Origin of the sequence: Pseudomonas sp. GX19020 (assembly GCF_023371075.1) — a bacterium.
Classification (GTDB): Bacteria; Pseudomonadota; Alphaproteobacteria; order Rhodobacterales; family Rhodobacteraceae; genus Pseudogemmobacter.
On the sequence record NZ_JAMCCR010000001.1, the window covers coordinates 838,903 to 854,233 of the forward strand.

The following is a 15,331-nucleotide window of genomic DNA, read 5'->3' on the forward strand; positions in this document are numbered from 1 at the left end:
CAGAACGCTCAGTCCCTCGCCGCCCGCAAAGCCGCATCTTCCTTTGCCCAGACAAGGATCCCGTCCCGCATCGCCGCGGCCATCCTGGCCCGCCATTCCGGATCGGTCAGCCGTTTCAGATCCCGCGCCGAAGACAGAAAGCCCAGTTCCACCAGAACCGAGGGAATATCGGGGGATTTCAGCACCGAGAAGCCGCCCTCCTGATGCGGCTTGCGGTGCATCCTGAGATCCGCCCCCTTGATCGAGGCCTCCAGCGCCGACACCAGCCGGTCGATCCTCGGCTTTGTCTCGGTCCGTGCCATGTCGATCAGCACCGTCGCCACCAGATCGTCCTGGGCCGAAAGATCGATCCCCGCCAGCAGATCGTCACGCTCATGCCGTTCGGCCAGTGCCTCCGCCGCGGCATCGCTGGCCGCATCCGAAAGGGTGTAAAGCGTCGCGCCATGCGCCTCGCCTTCGGCCAGGGCATCGGCATGGAGCGAAAGGAACAGATCTGCGCCCGCCGCCCGCGCCACCGAGATCCGCGTCTCAAGTGGGACGAAGATGTCTTCCTCGCGGGTCAGAACCACTTTGAACCGTTCGTCCCGCGCCAGCAATTCCTTGAATTCGCGGGCGAATGTCAGCATCAGATCGGCTTCTTTATGGCCATCCCGCTCGGCACCAGGATCGATGCCGCCATGACCGGGGTCAAGCACCACGATGATCGGCCCGCCCGCGCGCCTCGCGATCACCGCAACATCTGCAGGTGCTGGGAGAGACCATTCCTGAGGCTCCGGCAGCGCGGTGATTTTTGCGAAATTTGCCGCCGAACTCGGGCTCAGACGGATGGTCAGCCGCGCCGTCTCGGCGGCCCCTGCCCGGCCGGTCTCCATCCCCGCCCGGAGCACCTGCCAGGGCCCGTCCAGCTCGATCACCAGCCTCGACCAGCCGGGACGGAAGATCCCCGCCCGCATCGCACGAACAGGCTCTGCCGCCTGGGGCATCCGCTCAAGGCCCGCCCAGTCGACCTCGCGCATGTCAAGGATCATGCGCGGCGGATTATCAAGCATCCTCACCCGCCAGGGCACCGGCTGGCTGATCGAAAGATCCAGCACCAGATCGCCGGTCTCCTGCGAAAGCGACGATTTCGCCGGGTCAAACCGGGCCAGCGCGCTCAGCGCGGGGGCGACCGGCTGCGGGCCTGTCTCGGCCCTGAGGTCCGGCACGGATGCGCCAGACAGCATGACAGCAAGAGCGATAGCAACTGCCCGCGCCAGCCTTGAAACGCCCATAAAGCCCGATCCCCGCAACCCGCATCCGGCACCGATCAAAGGCCGGAAATTGTTCCCGCGACTATGGAAAATCCGCCGCGTGAAGTCCATTCACCTTGCGGCCATGAAGCGCGAGAGCCGCGCCAGCCCCTCGACAATATCCGCCGTCGCCCGCGCATAGGAAAAGCGCAGCCGCTGCCGGCCCCGGATCGGGTCGAAATCCAGCCCCGGCGTCACCGCCACGCCTGCGTTCTGCAGGATCTCGCTGGCAAATTCCAGGCTGTTCTCCGTCAGGTCAGACACATCGGCATAGATGTAGAACGCCCCGTCCGGCGGCGCGATCCGGGTGAACCCGGCTTTCGGCAGCCCTTCCAGCATCAGACGGCGGTTCTCGCGGTAGACGGCGCGATTGGCCTCCAGCTCGTCGGTGCAATCCAGCGCCGCCAGGGCCGCGATCTGGGCAGGATGGGGCGGGCAGATGAACATATTCTGCGCCAGCCGCTCGACCCGGCGGATCTGATCCTCCGGCACCACCATCCAGCCGATGCGCCAGCCGGTCATCGAGAAATATTTCGAGAAGGAATTGATCACCCAGGCATTATCGCTGACCTCCAGCGCCGAAACCGCCCGCGCGCCGTAATGCAGCCCGTGATAGATCTCGTCCGAGATGAAGGGGATGCCGCGCGCCCCGGCCCAGCCGGTCAGCGCCGCCAGGGCCTCGCGGTCAAGCATCGTGCCGCTCGGGTTGCCAGGTGAGGCGACGATCAGCCCGTCGAGATCATGGCCCTCAAGATCCGCCGGCACCGGTTGCAGCCGGTTCTCATCCTGCGCCGGGATGCCGACCGGCACCAGCGACAGCGCGCGCAGGATCTGACGGTAGCTCGGATAGCCCGGCTCTCCGAGCCCGACCCGCTGACCGGCATCGAAAAGCGCCGTGAACGCCAGCAGGAACGCGCCGGAAGAGCCAGAGGTCACGATGACCCGGGCAGGATCGAGATCGATATTGTACCAGCGCCGGTAAAGCGCGGCGATGCCCGCGCGCAGCTCTGGCAGGCCGGTCGCGACCGTATAGCCCAGTGGCTGGTCAAGGGCGCGGATCAGCGCGTCGCGGGCGGCTTTCGGCGCGGGCGTGCCGGGCTGGCCGACTTCCATATGGATGATATGGCGGCCATCGGCCTCAAGCCTGCGGGCCTGTTCCATCACATCCATCACAATAAAGGGATCGACATCACCCCGCCTGGATCCCTGACTTGTAATGCCCATCCGCTGCCCCCTAAAATGCCGGAAATCACGCGCCAGCCGGCTGACTGGACCCTGCGCGTGCCAAGGTCAACCCGGAAGGATTCCCCTATGCGCCCCGCCCTCGCCCTTGCCGCGCTTCTGACGGCTGTCTCAGTTCCTGCGGTAAAGGCGGAAAGCCTGAAAGACATGATCACCGCCGAGCCGGAGGTTTTCAACGAAGCGGTTGCCGATTACCTTCTGGCCAATCCCGAAATCATCATCGAGGCGATGAAGGTTCTGCAATCGCGCGAGGATGATGCCGCCGCCAGCCGCGATATCGACATGCTGGCCGCGAACCGCGATGCGATCTTCAACAATGCCGCCGACTGGTCGGGTGGCAACCTTCAGGGCGATGTGGTGCTGGTGGAATTCATGGATTACCGCTGCGGCTATTGCCACAAGGCCTTTGAAGAGGTCGAAGAACTGGTGAAAAGCGACGGCAATATCCGCTTCGTGCTGAAGGAATTCCCGGTGCTGGGCGAGCAGTCGGTGCTGGCGGCGAAATTCGCCATCGCGGTCAAGATGCTCCATGGCGACGAGGCCTATAAGAAAGCGCATGACGCGCTTTTCGCGATGCGCGGCGATATGACGCCCGAGACGCTGACGCGGCTGGCGGAAGGGCTGGGCCATGACGGGGCGGCGCTGCTGGCAAAGGCCGCGACACCCGAAGTCCAGGCGGTGATCGATGCCAATTATGCGCTGGCCGATACGATGGCGATCAACGGCACGCCGACCTTCGTGATCGATGACGCGATGGTGCGCGGCTATGTGCCGCTGGACGGAATGCGCCAGATTGTCGAGCGCCAGCGCAAGGGCTGATCTTCACATCTCAGATTAAAAAAGCCCCGCAATCCTTTCAGATTGCGGGGCTTTTTGATGTCTGCGGGATCACTCTGCCGCCTTGATCGTCTCGGCGTCGATCTCGACCGCGCGTTTCTCGACCAGTTCGACGATATGGTCGATCATCTGGTCATTGTTCATCTTATGGCTTTGCTTGCCGGCCATATAGACCATGCCATTGCCCGCACCGCCGCCGGTAAAGCCGATATCGGTCATCAGCGCCTCACCCGGCCCGTTCACCACACATCCGATGATCGAAAGGCTCATCGGCGTCTTGATATGCTCCAGCCGGCGCTCGAGTTTCTCGACGGTTTTGATCACGTCAAAGCCCTGGCGCGCGCAGGAGGGGCACGAGATGATCTGCACGCCGCGCGTCCTGAGGCCAAGCGATTTCAGGATCTCATAGCCGACCTTGACCTCTTCCACAGGGTCCGCCGAAAGCGAGACCCGGATCGTATCGCCGATGCCGAACCACAAAAGGCTGCCCAGCCCTACCGCCGATTTCACGGTGCCCGACATCAGCCCCCCCGCCTCGGTGATCCCGAGGTGAATGGGCGCATCGGTGGCGGCCGCCAGTTGCTGATAAGCGGCGGCTGCGAGGAATACATCCGAGGCCTTTACCGAGATCTTGAACTCGTGAAAATCGTGATCCTGCAGGATCCTGATATGGTCAAGCCCGCTCTCCACCATCGCATCCGGGCAGGGTTCGCCATATTTATCAAGGAGATGCTTTTCCAGAGATCCGGCATTCACCCCGATCCGGATCGAACAGCCATGGTCTTTCGCTGCCCTGACCACCTCGGCCACGCGTTTCGCGTCGCCGATATTGCCGGGATTGATACGCAGACAGGCAGCGCCAGCCTCGGCGGCCTCGATGGCGCGTTTGTAATGGAAATGGATATCCGCCACGATGGGCACCGGGCTTTCGCGGCAGATCTCGCGCAAAGCGGCGGTCGAATCCGTATCGGGCGTCGAGATACGGACGATATCCGCCCCCGCCTCTGCCGCGCGGATCACCTGATCCAGCGTCGCGCGTACATCCGAAGTGATCGTGTTGGTCATGGTCTGCACCGAGATCGGCGCATCGCCCCCGACCGGTACAGAGCCGACCATGATCTTCCGGCTCTGGCGGCGTTCGATATTCCGCCAGGGGCGGATCGGGTTGAGACTCATTCCCGCATACTCCGGTTGATGCCTCGCCCTATGTAATCCCGCCCGTGCCGCACGGCAACCGGCCCGCAACACGGGCCGGGTCACATTGCAGCAATATCGCAGATTACCGCGCCCGGGTTGCCGGGATTACTGGGCGGGCTTTGTGGTCGCGCAGCTGGATGCCAGATTCGGCATCGCGCCGCTGGCATCTGCGGTCATGATCCGCGCCAGATCGCGGTCTTTTGCGAGATCGGCCTCGGCATATTTGCCGGTCACCGCTTCGGGCGAAAGCGCGATATTCGACGCGACATTGGCGCCGGGCGCGGCCGGACCATAGGTCTTGCCGCCCACCACGAAATAGACGCCGCCGGAATTGCCGGTGCGCAGGCTTGCCACCTCTTCCAGTGCCGGCACCTGATAGCTTTCGCAGGTGTTCAGGATCTTTTCGAACAGGACCGTGCCATCGGCGGAACTGACGCGCATCCAGGCCGGGCGCACCGCGAGGATCTGCACGCCCTGAGGGGCATCGGCGGTGACCTGGATCACGCCATCCTGCAGCCCGGCTCCGGCCTCTGCCGCGATAACGCCGCTGACCGTGCCGGCCTCGGCCCCGCCGATGCGCGGGTCAATCGAGCCGATCGGGCCATTACGCGATTCAAACACCGGCACATCAAGCGCCTGCGGACGGTAAAGCCGGTCCATCAGATCGGGCGCTGCCCGTGCCTGAGCGGTCTGGGTCACCGGGGTCCGGTTCGCCTCATCGCCCATGGCTGTCTGCAGCGCCACATCCTGTTGCAGCGGGTCGATCGAGACGACAACCGCAGGGGCCTCATCCACCGGCGCCAGCTGCACGCGCTGCACTTCCTGAAGGATAGACCAGCCGCCATAGCCGATGGCGCCGATCAGCACGATCAGAACGGCAAGCGAGCCCACGGCCCCCGGCTCAATCTTCGAAAGCCAGCTTTCGCCGCGCGGAATGAAGGCAAGATTGGGATTGGCGAGCGGTTCCGAGAAGTCGCTGCGCGGACGCGCCTGCGCCGCGCGCGGCGTTCCGGCCTGGGCCGACATGCCATGGGCGGGGGTGAAATTCGCTTCCTTGCAGAAGCGCGCAAAAGCGATATCCGAATCCATGCCAAGATAGCGGGAATAGGACCGCACATAGCCCGCCACGAAACCGGGCGATTCAAAAGCGGAGATATCGGCATTCTCGATGGCGGCGATATAGGTCGCCTTGATCTTCAGATCGCGCTGAACATCAAGAAGGGACTTGCCCAGCGTCGCGCGTTCACCGCGCATAATATCACCAAGCCGCAAGTCGAAATCGTCAAAGCCTTTCGGCTTTTCGTCTTCCGCTGCCTGAGGTTTCGACCTCCAGCTGATCATGCGATGCCCGTCCCCCAGCCTGCGCCTCTGGACCCGTTTCGCCGCGCCTTATCTGGCATCGGTCTCCTCGGGTTGTCCCACCGGGTGAGTCTCCGCGTCCTTATCACGTTCGCGCGACTCACCTCGCTTCGTATTGCGAAAACGCTAACACAGGGCAAGAGTTTTTGCACATGCGAGAATGCTCAGGCGGATGCTTCGGCGCGATTCAGCGCACAATGCCCCCAGAGCTGATCCATCGCCTTCACAAGCTGGTCAATTTCCGCCGCGCCATGCACCGGCGAGGGTGTGAACCGCAGCCGTTCAGTACCGCGCGGCACGGTCGGGAAATTGATCGGCTGCACATAGATGCCGAACTGGTCGAGCAACATATCCGAGAGCATCTTGCAATGGATGGGGTTGCCGACATGAACCGGCACAATATGTGTGTCATGGTCGATGATCGGCAGGCCAAGGCCACGCAGCCGCATCTTAAGGATGCGCGCCTGGTCCTGGTGCTGTTTGCGCAAAGCCCGACCGCCCTCGCCCTTCAGAAACCGGATCGCGGCCGCCGCACCTGCCGCAACCACCGGCGGAATCGAGGTGGTGAAGATAAAACCGGGCGCATAGGAGCGCACGGCATCAACCATCTTCGCAGATGCAGCAATATAGCCGCCGAACACGCCGAAAGCCTTGCCCAGCGTCGCGTTCACAATATCGATCCGGTGCATCTGGCGATCACGTTCCGCAAGCCCTGCCCCGCGCGCGCCATACATGCCAACGGCATGGACCTCGTCGAGATAGGTCAGCGCGCCGAATTCTTCGGCCAGGTCACAGATCGCGCTGATCGGCGCCACATCGGCATCCATTGAATAGATCGATTCAAACGCGATCAGCTTCGGCGCGGCAGGGTCATCCGCCGCCAGCAATTCGCGCAGATGAGCCACATCATTATGGCGGAAAATCCGCTTTTCACCGCCGCCGCGCCGGATCCCCTCGATCATCGAGGCGTGATTGAGCGCGTCCGAGTAAATGATCAGCCCGGGGAAAATCACCTTCAGCGTCGAAAGCGTCGCATCATTGGCAGTATAGGCAGAGGAGAAAACCAGCGCCGCCTCCTGGCCATGCAGATCGGCGATCTCAGTCTCGAGCCGTTTGTGATAGACGGTCGTGCCCGAGATGTTGCGGGTGCCGCCCGAACCGGCGCCGGTGGCCTCCAGCGCCTCATGCATCGCGCCCAGCACTTCCGGATGCTGCCCCATGCCAAGATAGTCATTGCCACACCAGACGGTGATCTGCTGCTCGCTGCCATCGGGACGGTTGCGGATCGCATGCGGGAACTGGCCCTTGCGACGCTCGATATCAATGAAGGTGCGGTAGCGCCCCTCGTCATGAAGCCTGCCAAGCGCGGAATCGAGCGCTGCATCGTAATTCATGGGTCCGTCCTCACGTCTTTGCGGCGCCCCTTATGGACCTCAAGCCGCCGCCCGGCTTTGATATGCGTCATGTCACGACACAAGTGAACCTGACGAAATGTCGCTGCCACCATATAATCATTCTAAACCCAGCTTTAGCGTGGTGCGACGCAAAATGCTACCTCTCCGGATTGGTTAACTGATATCCGGACGGCCTCACCGCAAACAGATGGCAGGCGCCGCCTCTGGACAGTTGCGCCCGGTCCTGGCAGGTTTCCTCAACATGACCCGGGAGAGACCGCGATGAGCGCCGCCGACACCAACAATCACCTGGACCAGATCCTTGCAGGGATCGACAGGGCCCTGCCCGACGCGATTGAGCGCCTGAAAGAGCTTTTGCGCATTCCCTCGATTTCGACCGACCCCGCCTGGAAAGCCGATTGCGCCCGCGCCGCTGACTGGCTGGTCGCCGATCTGCAGAGCCTTGGCTTTGAGGCCAGTGCCCGCCCGACGCCGGGGCATCCGATGGTGGTCGCCCATGCCGGCGAGGGGCCGCGCCATATCCTGTTTTACGGCCATTACGATGTGCAGCCGGTGGATCCTCTGGCGCTGTGGCACCGCGATCCCTTTGATCCTGTTGTGGAAAGCACCCCCAAAGGCGATGTGATCCGCGGCCGTGGCACCTCAGATGACAAGGGCCAGCTGATGACCTTTATCGAGGCCTGCCGCGCCTGGAAGGCCGTGAATGGAAGCCTGCCCTGCCGCATCACCATTTTCCTTGAGGGCGAAGAGGAATCCGGCTCGCCCTCGCTGATCCCGTTCATGCAGGAAAACGCCGCCGAACTGACCTCGGATATCGCGCTGATCTGCGACACATCGATGGTCTCGCCCGGCGTGCCCTCGATCGCGGGCCAGCTGCGGGGGATGCTCAAGGATGAGTTCACCCTGCACGGGCCAAAGATCGACCTTCATTCCGGCCATTACGGCGGCCCGGGCCTTAACCCTTTGCGCGAAATCGCAAAACTCATCGCGAGCTTTCATGACGACCAGGGCCGCGTCGCAGTCGCGGGCTTCTATGAGGGCGTGCATGAGGTCCCGGCCGAGCTGAAACGGCAATGGGAACTGAGCGGCTTTGACGAGAAGGACTACCTCGAATCGGTCGGCTTCACCGTGCCGCATGGCGAGGCCGGCTATACGACGCTGGAACAACAATGGGCGCGCCCGACGCTGGAGATCAACGGGCTCTGGGGCGGCTATCAGGGTGCCGGGTCAAAAACGGTGATTCCCGCCGAAGCCCATTGCAAGATCACCTGCCGCCTTGTGGGCGATATGGATCCCGATGATCTGCGCCGGAAGGTTCGTGCCCATGTCGAGGCCCGCCTGCCGAAGGACGCGAAGATCACCTGGGATAACAATCTCGAAGGCTCGCCGGCGGCGGTGATGAACACCGACCGCCCGGAATTCGAAGCCGCGCGCCTTGCGCTGTCCGACGAATGGAACCGTGAGGCGGTGATTGTCGGCATGGGCGGCTCGATCCCGATAGCGGGGTTTTTCAAATCTGTGCTCGGGATGGATGCGATGCTGATCGGATTCGCGAATGACGATGACGCGATCCATTCACCGAATGAGAAATACGATGTGAAAAGTTTCCATAAAGGCATCCGCTCCTGGGCGCGCGTGCTGGATCGCATCGCATGAGCGGCGCCGTCACACACAAGGCGATGGAGATTCGCGATCTGACAGCGGCGGATGAAGCCGCCTGGCGCGGCATCTGGGATGAATATCTGACCTATTACGAGGTCAGCCTCGCCCCCGAGGTCACCACCCATACCTGGTCACGCCTGATGGACCCTGCCGCACCGCTGAACGGCCGGGTGGCGGTGCAGGACGGTCGCCTGCTCGGATTCGCGCTTTACCTGACACATGGCTCGACCTGGGTGATCGGCGAGGATTGCTACCTCGAAGACCTCTGCGTCACCGAAGCGGCCCGGGGTGAGGGAATCGGCCGCGCGCTGCTGGAGGACCTGGTCGCGCTTGCGCGGGAGAGAGGCTGGAACCGGCTCTACTGGCATACGAATGAGACAAACGCGCGCGCCCGGGCGCTCTATGATACATTCGTGCAAAGCGACGGGCATATCCGCTACCGAATGCGCCTCTGACGGCGGGAGGATGCCTCTGGCAGGAGTATAAAAGTCAGGAGGGAATGCCAATTTCCTCCTGATACGAATACGCAAAGCAGCCCGGAATGGGCTGTTTATTTGTATCATTCAGAAGAAATTATGTACGAAATGGCGCGGTTGACGGGGCTCGAACCCGCGACCCCCGGCGTGACAGGCCGGTACTCTAACCGGCTGAGCTACAACCGCGCTATCGTCCCTGTTCGCATCCGGAAAGCAAGTGGCGCGGTTGACGGGGCTCGAACCCGCGACCCCCGGCGTGACAGGCCGGTACTCTAACCGACTGAGCTACAACCGCGCTTTTGGTCCCTTGCTTCCCCGGCGAACCGGGTGTGGGGGCTAGATACCTGGGGTCGCCCCCCCCGTCAAGCGGCGGAATGAGGAAATTTCACCTTGTCCGCCAATACCTCGATTTTTCGTCAAAAAATCATTTTTCCGGCGCGGGGATGAACTCATGGTCATCCTGCGGCGGCAGGCGGAACCGGCCATGCGCCCAGTCCCCTGCCCTCCAGGCCTCTTTCGCGGCATCAATCCGGTCTTTCGACGAGGCGACAAAGTTCCACCAGATATAGCGTGGCCCATCCATCGTCGCACCGCCCAGCAGCATGATCCGCGCGCCCTGATCGCCGGCTTTCACCGAGACCCGGTCGCCGGGACGGAACACCAGCATCCGTCCGGCCTCAAAGACCTGACCGCCCTGTTCGACCTCGCCGGTCAACACATAGACGCCACGATCCTCATGATCATCGGGCAGCGGAATTGACGCGCCCGAAGCCAGCACCGCATCGGCATAGAAGACCTCCGAAGGCATTTCGAGATCCATCCGCGCGCCCCAGGCATGACCAAGGATCAGACGCACCTGTTTGCCCTCGCCCTCCAGCTCCGGCAGCCGCGACTTTTCGACATGGATAAAGTCTGCGGGATCATCCTCGCGGTCCTTCGGCACGGCAAGCCAGGTCTGGAGGCCGAACATCGTCAGGGGCGCGCGCCGCGCCGCGCCATCGGTGCGTTCGGAATGGGTGATGCCATGGCCCGCCATCATCCAGTTCACCGCGCCCGGCTCGATCCACTGATCGGTGCCGAGGCTGTCGCGGTGATGGAGACGCCCCTTCATCAGATAGGTCACGGTGCCAAGCCCGATATGGGGATGCGGACGCACATCGATCCCCTCCCCGGTCAGGAATTCGGCAGGGCCCATCTGATCAAAGAAGATGAAGGGCCCCACCATCTGACGCTGGGCCGAGGGCAACGCCCGGCGCACCTCGAAACCGCCAAGGTCACGCGCCCGCGGAACAATGACGGTCTCGATGGAATCAACCTGATTGCCTAAAGGAATCGAGGGGTCGAGGGCGGGGTTCCAGCTCATGGCTTGCCTCCTGGGGTCTGGTGCGGGGTCTGGCGCGTCTGCGAAAGGCCTGCATGACCCGCGCTGTCCCTGCGCCGGTCCTTGCGGCCCCGATGTGAAGACTAGTCGCCTTTTCGCAGCATTTCACCCTTTGCATCCTGCGGCAGGGCTGTTCAAAACCGCACAACAAACCACCAGACCCGAACCCCGGGTGATCTGCCGAACAACCACCCCACCTGCTGCGCAAATCCCTTGCGTCCAGGCCCTGTCCGGGTTAGGTCCCCGGCGAGGCGGGCGGTTAGCTCAGTTGGTAGAGCGCTTCGTTTACACCGAAGATGTCGGGGGTTCGAGTCCCTCACCGCCCACCATAAACTCAATGACTTACGAGTTATCTACGAAGAGCCCATAGGTTCACGGAACCTAGCGCTCTGATTCCCCACCACCACGCAAAAGCCCACAGCCATAGACCGAGGGTTTTGCAATCCGGATGCCTGCTGTGGTCAGCACGCGCAGAGCTTTTCCAGCCCTGCGATCAGATCCGCCCGAAACCCCGACCAGACCTGATCCCCGGCCGCCACCAGCGGCCCTTGCCGCGCCCCGGCGATCACGGCCAGCCGCTCGACCTCTTCCGGCCAGTCAGCGCCTGCCCGCTCTTCATATGCCAGCCCTGCCCGGTCCAGCGCGCGTTTCGTCGCAACGCACGGGCCACAGCCCGGCGAGGTGTAGAGGATGATCATGGGTGCCCCACTGATCCTGTGATTGGCTTTTGTGCAGCCAGCCATCGCCGGCTGGCCCGGTGCAGACGGGCGATATGATGGTCGACTGTGGGCGCCCGCGTCTGCCGCAGGCGAGGCAAAGCATCCGGTCGAAGACCTCGGGCCGAATGTTCAGCCGGTCCCGCTGCCATGCCTCGGGGATATCCTCAGCGAGGATCTGGCGGTGGTGACCGCATCGACAGGTGAGGTGCAGATGGTGAGCGAACATGCAGGAACATTTGCGGAACATTTGCCGATTCTGCAAATCACAAAATCAGCGGCACCCCGCATCGATCAGTGCGATCAGCCGGGCTCCGCTAACCACCGCCCGGTCATCCGGTGAGACCGCCAGGGCCGCCGCATGTTTGGCCCGCGCCGCCCGCGATCCGTCGCAGAGCGCGTCAGCGCTGGTTGGCGTAACGTTCGCGCAGCCAGCGACGAGCAGCGTCAGGGTCATTGCCGAGATCAGACGCATCGTCCATGTCCTTTCGGGTTCTCGCATAGGCCTCTGCGGCCTCCAGTGCGGTCTGTTGCTTTGTGCTCGCCCGGCCCCGCCACCACACCGCCAGCAAGGCCAGCAGCACGGCGACGGGCTTCCACAGCCAGCGGAGGATCAGCGCGCCCATCCAAACCTCACTGCCAGCGCATAGACGCCCTCTGTCAGGCCACCGATGCCGAGGCCGGTCAGCAGTGCGATCTCCGGCTCCATGAATGCCGCATCCGGCGGGGCAATGGCGCCATACGTTACGAGCGCCGAAGCGGTATAGCGAGCGAGGATGCGGGAAAGCGGGGCGATCATTTCGACCTCCTGAGCAGGGTTGCGATGAATTTGAGGAAGGCGGCGAGCCATCCGGTCCCGGATGGTGTCGAGCTGGGGGTCGACACCCCTGCCGCGGCCATGGTCAGCGCCGCGGCTTCGACCGCAGCAACGCGCCGGGCCCAGCCCTTGCCGAAGGTCGCCCAGATGCCGAGCGTCTGGAGCCAGCGCAGCCGGTCCTGACAGGCCGTGCGGATGACCTTCTGCCGGTCGGCATGAGCTTTCGCTGCAGCAATCGTCTTCGGCCCGATCTGGCCATCTGCGGAAACCCCGAGCGCCGATTGCAGCCAGCGGGCCCCCCGGCCCGGCCCGGAATTGACCGCGGCGTCAAACGCCACCAGATCCAGCCCGGCCGGCAGATCGTCACCGCGAATCCTGTCCCAATAGCCGCCGCGGTAGATCATGCGCAGATCCGCTTCAGAAATGGCGCGCAGATCGGCCTTTGTCGCGCTGGGCCGGTATTTCCGGAAGGTGGCGAGGGTCACGCCCTTCATGGTGGCGCCGCCCGGATCCGCGGGGTGATCGGACCAGCCGCCCTCGTGCTTCAGCACCTCAGAGAGGCACCTCTCGAAGTTATCGCGCATCTGCGCCTCCATAATGGATTCGAAAAAGTCCCGCTGGCTGGCGTGGCATGGTGGAAAGCGGATTGCGCTTCAGTTGATGCGAGGATCAGCTATGCGGGACGTTGCTGACGTTGGCTTCACGTGCGATATTCGTTGCGTGCCGCGGAACTAGGAACTTCGATGAACCTGGCTAACGACTATCGTGCACTGCGTCCCACCTCCGACGAAGACCGGATGAGCTATGCTCTGCGCTTGCAAAAAGACGGCTTCGAGGAAATGTTTATTCGCAAGGCTTTGCGATGCCATTTTCAGATGAAAATAGAAGATTTTCCTGTGTTCTTCGAGGGATTTGAGGAAGCGCGGTTGGGCCATGTTGCACTGCTTTTGCAAATCGGACCAAACCGGAGCGACTACTCCCTTGTTCGGAAGATCAGCAAGAATTTGGGCATAGCTCCTGCGCATGCTGAAGCGCTGGTGATACGGTTCAGAACACATTCCACCAACTCGCCCGAATGACCACTAAGGGCTCAAAGCGTCAAGCATCTCACAGCCCCGCAATCAGCCCGGCCACGATCAGCGCAAAGACCACGCGCACGATGAGCGCATGAACGGGGCAGAGAACCACGGGGCGAGGATCACGGATTGTCACGGGGCAGCCTCCCTGCACGGATACGCTGAATAATCACCTCGAATATGGCGGCACCGAGAGAGCCGGTCAGATAGGCCACCGAACCACCCGCCGCCCCACCGCCTGCTCCAATCGCATCGGGTGGCAGGCCCAGCCAGTGGCCGATCAGCGGCGCACCCAGTCCGCCCAGCCCCGCCGCGATGGTTGCACCAAGGGCGATGTGGCGCAGCGCCTCCCGCGCGGTCACCCGGATCACCAGGGAGTTCGTCGCGCCTCCGAGCGCGCCCCAGATCACCGCTGCCATGACGGAGCCGGCCAAGACTGCGGCCTTGATCTCGGCCCAGAGATTGGAATCCATAGCGCCTCCTGCGCGTCAGAGCATTGCGGCGATCAGGGTCGCCCATATAGCGGCCCCGCCGAGGATCGACGGGACCAGCCAGCAGCAGGGGGTCATGCCTCGCTCATTGCCCTTACCGCCAAAATCAGTGGAGCAGCACCTTGCTGCAGTTTTTGATTGGCCGCCAAATTCAGGTGAGTGTTGTCGCCGGGATAGAAAACAGAAGACGGCAGGAAGCCAGATGCCACGTTGTCAGCGTCCTGCTGATAATACGCGCTGGCAGGATCATAGATGCGAGACCGCGCGCGCCTGCATCTGCTACAGGCGCTGTATTTTTTCGGCCAGACTGTCCGCTGCGGTAAGCAGCCCGGCCGGATCGAGGCTCGCCACAAAGACCCTGTGGCGGGCCGTGCCGTTTCTTGCCCGGTGTTTCGCATAGCGCGGGTCGTAATGGGCGGCGATCAGCGCTTCTGACAGCGCCACGTACTCCGCCCGCCGGGCAAGCATATGCCATTCTGCGACACGCTCAGCCGGATGGAACGGGCGCAGCTGATCGATGGTCGCGCTGAGCCGGTCATGATCGGCCGTCAGGTCGCCATAGGCGCTGGCAAGGTATCTGGCCCGCTCATGCGCCGGAACATCAAGCTCGATCCTTGGCGCCGCACACATGGCTTTCCACAGCTGTGACGGAAGCCGGCACTGACCGATAGCCGAGCTTTCGGCCTCGATGACCACAGGGCGGGCGGGATCGAGTTCGCTCAATGCCCGGGCGATGCGCCCCTCGAACATCCGTTGCGACGGCTGAAGGCCCCTGCTGCCAAACAGCGACCCTCTGTGGTTCGCCATGGCTTCAAGATCAATGGCCTGGATGCCGCGCAGCGCCAGCAGTTGCAGGAGCTCCGTCTTGGCCGATCCGGTATTGCCATCAAGCAAGATGATGCGCGACGGCGGCACGGCCTCCAGCGCGCGCACCACCAGCCCGCGCCAGGCCTTATAGCCGCCGGTAATGATCTCCGCGCGCCAGCCGATCTGAGACAGGATCATGGCCATTGAACCGGAGCGTTGACCGCCGCGCCAGCAATAGAGCAATGGCCGCCAGCCGCCCGGCATGGCGGCAAGCGGCCCTTCGAGATGGCGCGCGACATTGCGCGAAATCAGCGCCGCGCCGAGTTTGCGCGCCTCGAAAGGCGCGACCTGTTTGTAGATCGTGCCGACGCGGGCGCGTTCCTCATCATCGAGGACAGGAAGACTGATGGCGCCGGGCAGGTGATCGGCTGCAAATTCTGACGGCGACCGAACATCGATGACGCTGTCGAAGCCCTGTCTTCTAAGATCATGAAGTGAGTTCAGCATGATGGACATGCGGCAGCGTTATTCCAAATCCCGCGCCTGGAAAAGACGCCATCAGACCC

17 protein-coding genes and 3 tRNA genes are annotated in these 15,331 nt (G+C 62.9%); 5 read left to right on the plus strand and 15 right to left on the minus strand.

Features of this window, described 5'->3' with window-relative positions; translation table 11 throughout:
- Nucleotides 1–8: 8 nt before the first annotated feature.
- Nucleotides 9–1,271, minus strand: a complete 1,263-nt coding sequence (locus M3484_RS04085) for an N-acetylmuramoyl-L-alanine amidase (RefSeq protein ID WP_249495826.1) — start codon at nt 1,269–1,271, stop codon at nt 9–11.
- Between the two features lie 90 nt (nt 1,272–1,361).
- The gene (locus M3484_RS04090; RefSeq protein WP_249495827.1) at nt 1,362–2,513 is read right to left on the minus strand and encodes a pyridoxal phosphate-dependent aminotransferase; all 1,152 of its coding nucleotides are present in this window, start codon (nt 2,511–2,513) and stop codon (nt 1,362–1,364) included.
- An 87-nt stretch (nt 2,514–2,600) separates the two neighbouring features.
- On the opposite strand from M3484_RS04090, the gene M3484_RS04095 reads away from it, so the two are divergent.
- Entirely contained in the window at nt 2,601–3,350 is a 750-nt protein-coding gene (locus tag M3484_RS04095) for a DsbA family protein (protein WP_249495828.1), read from the plus strand.
- Between the two features lie 69 nt (nt 3,351–3,419).
- On the opposite strand, the gene ispG is transcribed toward M3484_RS04095, so the two are convergent.
- The 3 genes from ispG to hemA form a co-directional block, all read right to left on the minus strand.
- The gene (gene ispG, locus M3484_RS04100) at nt 3,420–4,544 is read right to left on the minus strand and encodes a flavodoxin-dependent (E)-4-hydroxy-3-methylbut-2-enyl-diphosphate synthase (protein ID WP_092898165.1); all 1,125 of its coding nucleotides are present in this window, start codon (nt 4,542–4,544) and stop codon (nt 3,420–3,422) included.
- A gap of 126 nt (nt 4,545–4,670) precedes the next feature.
- The gene (locus tag M3484_RS04105) at nt 4,671–5,906 is read right to left on the minus strand and encodes a helix-turn-helix domain-containing protein (RefSeq protein WP_249495829.1); all 1,236 of its coding nucleotides are present in this window, start codon (nt 5,904–5,906) and stop codon (nt 4,671–4,673) included.
- Between the two features lie 182 nt (nt 5,907–6,088).
- The gene (gene hemA, locus M3484_RS04110; protein ID WP_249495830.1) at nt 6,089–7,318 is read right to left on the minus strand and encodes a 5-aminolevulinate synthase; all 1,230 of its coding nucleotides are present in this window, start codon (nt 7,316–7,318) and stop codon (nt 6,089–6,091) included.
- 282 nt (nt 7,319–7,600) lie between these two features.
- Between hemA and M3484_RS04115 the strand changes: the two genes are divergently transcribed.
- Nucleotides 7,601–8,995, plus strand: coding sequence for a M20/M25/M40 family metallo-hydrolase (locus M3484_RS04115; protein ID WP_092898171.1), 1,395 nt, complete (start codon nt 7,601–7,603; stop codon nt 8,993–8,995).
- Complete coding sequence (locus M3484_RS04120; RefSeq protein WP_249495831.1) at nt 8,992–9,456, plus strand: GNAT family N-acetyltransferase; 465 nt, start codon at nt 8,992–8,994, stop codon at nt 9,454–9,456. Before M3484_RS04115 ends, M3484_RS04120 begins: the two co-directional genes overlap by 4 nt.
- Before the next feature lie 130 nt (nt 9,457–9,586).
- On the opposite strand, the gene M3484_RS04125 is transcribed toward M3484_RS04120, so the two are convergent.
- The 3 genes from M3484_RS04125 to M3484_RS04135 all read right to left on the minus strand — a co-directional run bounded on the left by M3484_RS04125 (nt 9,587) and on the right by M3484_RS04135 (nt 10,840).
- A tRNA-Asp gene (locus M3484_RS04125) sits at nt 9,587–9,663 on the minus strand.
- Nucleotides 9,664–9,695: 32 nt separating this feature from the next.
- Nucleotides 9,696–9,772 (minus strand) — tRNA-Asp (locus tag M3484_RS04130).
- A 129-nt stretch (nt 9,773–9,901) separates the two neighbouring features.
- Nucleotides 9,902–10,840 (minus strand): pirin family protein, encoded by a 939-nt coding sequence (locus M3484_RS04135; protein WP_249495832.1) that lies wholly within the window; start codon nt 10,838–10,840, stop codon nt 9,902–9,904.
- A 271-nt stretch (nt 10,841–11,111) separates the two neighbouring features.
- Here M3484_RS04135 and M3484_RS04140 point away from each other — a divergent pair.
- Nucleotides 11,112–11,187: transfer RNA gene (locus M3484_RS04140), tRNA-Val, on the plus strand.
- Between the two features lie 132 nt (nt 11,188–11,319).
- Here M3484_RS04140 and M3484_RS04145 read toward each other — a convergent pair.
- The 4 genes from M3484_RS04145 to M3484_RS04160 all read right to left on the minus strand — a co-directional run bounded on the left by M3484_RS04145 (nt 11,320) and on the right by M3484_RS04160 (nt 12,975).
- The gene (locus M3484_RS04145) at nt 11,320–11,556 is read right to left on the minus strand and encodes a glutaredoxin family protein (protein ID WP_249495833.1); all 237 of its coding nucleotides are present in this window, start codon (nt 11,554–11,556) and stop codon (nt 11,320–11,322) included.
- A 419-nt stretch (nt 11,557–11,975) separates the two neighbouring features.
- Nucleotides 11,976–12,200 (minus strand): hypothetical protein, encoded by a 225-nt coding sequence (locus M3484_RS04150; RefSeq protein WP_249495834.1) that lies wholly within the window; start codon nt 12,198–12,200, stop codon nt 11,976–11,978.
- A complete protein-coding gene (locus tag M3484_RS04155; protein WP_249495835.1) occupies nt 12,188–12,373 on the minus strand; it encodes a hypothetical protein in 186 nt (61 codons plus the stop codon). Before M3484_RS04155 ends, M3484_RS04150 begins: the two co-directional genes overlap by 13 nt.
- Nucleotides 12,370–12,975 carry a glycoside hydrolase family 108 protein gene (locus M3484_RS04160; protein WP_249495836.1) on the minus strand — a complete coding sequence of 202 codons (606 nt, stop codon included), beginning with the start codon at nt 12,973–12,975 and terminating at the stop codon, nt 12,370–12,372. Before M3484_RS04160 ends, M3484_RS04155 begins: the two co-directional genes overlap by 4 nt.
- 159 nt (nt 12,976–13,134) lie before the next feature.
- On the opposite strand from M3484_RS04160, the gene M3484_RS04165 reads away from it, so the two are divergent.
- Nucleotides 13,135–13,470: a hypothetical protein gene (locus tag M3484_RS04165; protein ID WP_249495837.1), complete on the plus strand. Its 336-nt coding sequence runs from the start codon at nt 13,135–13,137 to the stop codon at nt 13,468–13,470.
- A 119-nt stretch (nt 13,471–13,589) separates the two neighbouring features.
- Here the strand turns inward: M3484_RS04165 and M3484_RS04170 are convergent, their stop codons facing one another.
- From M3484_RS04170 to mnmH, 3 genes are all read right to left on the minus strand, one after another.
- Nucleotides 13,590–13,940 (minus strand): hypothetical protein, encoded by a 351-nt coding sequence (locus M3484_RS04170; protein WP_249495838.1) that lies wholly within the window; start codon nt 13,938–13,940, stop codon nt 13,590–13,592.
- A 92-nt stretch (nt 13,941–14,032) separates the two neighbouring features.
- Nucleotides 14,033–14,167, minus strand: a complete 135-nt coding sequence (locus M3484_RS23575) for a hypothetical protein (protein ID WP_283258277.1) — start codon at nt 14,165–14,167, stop codon at nt 14,033–14,035.
- A 70-nt stretch (nt 14,168–14,237) separates the two neighbouring features.
- Nucleotides 14,238–15,272 (minus strand): tRNA 2-selenouridine(34) synthase MnmH, encoded by a 1,035-nt coding sequence (gene mnmH / locus M3484_RS04175; RefSeq protein WP_249495839.1) that lies wholly within the window; start codon nt 15,270–15,272, stop codon nt 14,238–14,240.
- Nucleotides 15,273–15,331: the final 59 nt, after the last annotated feature.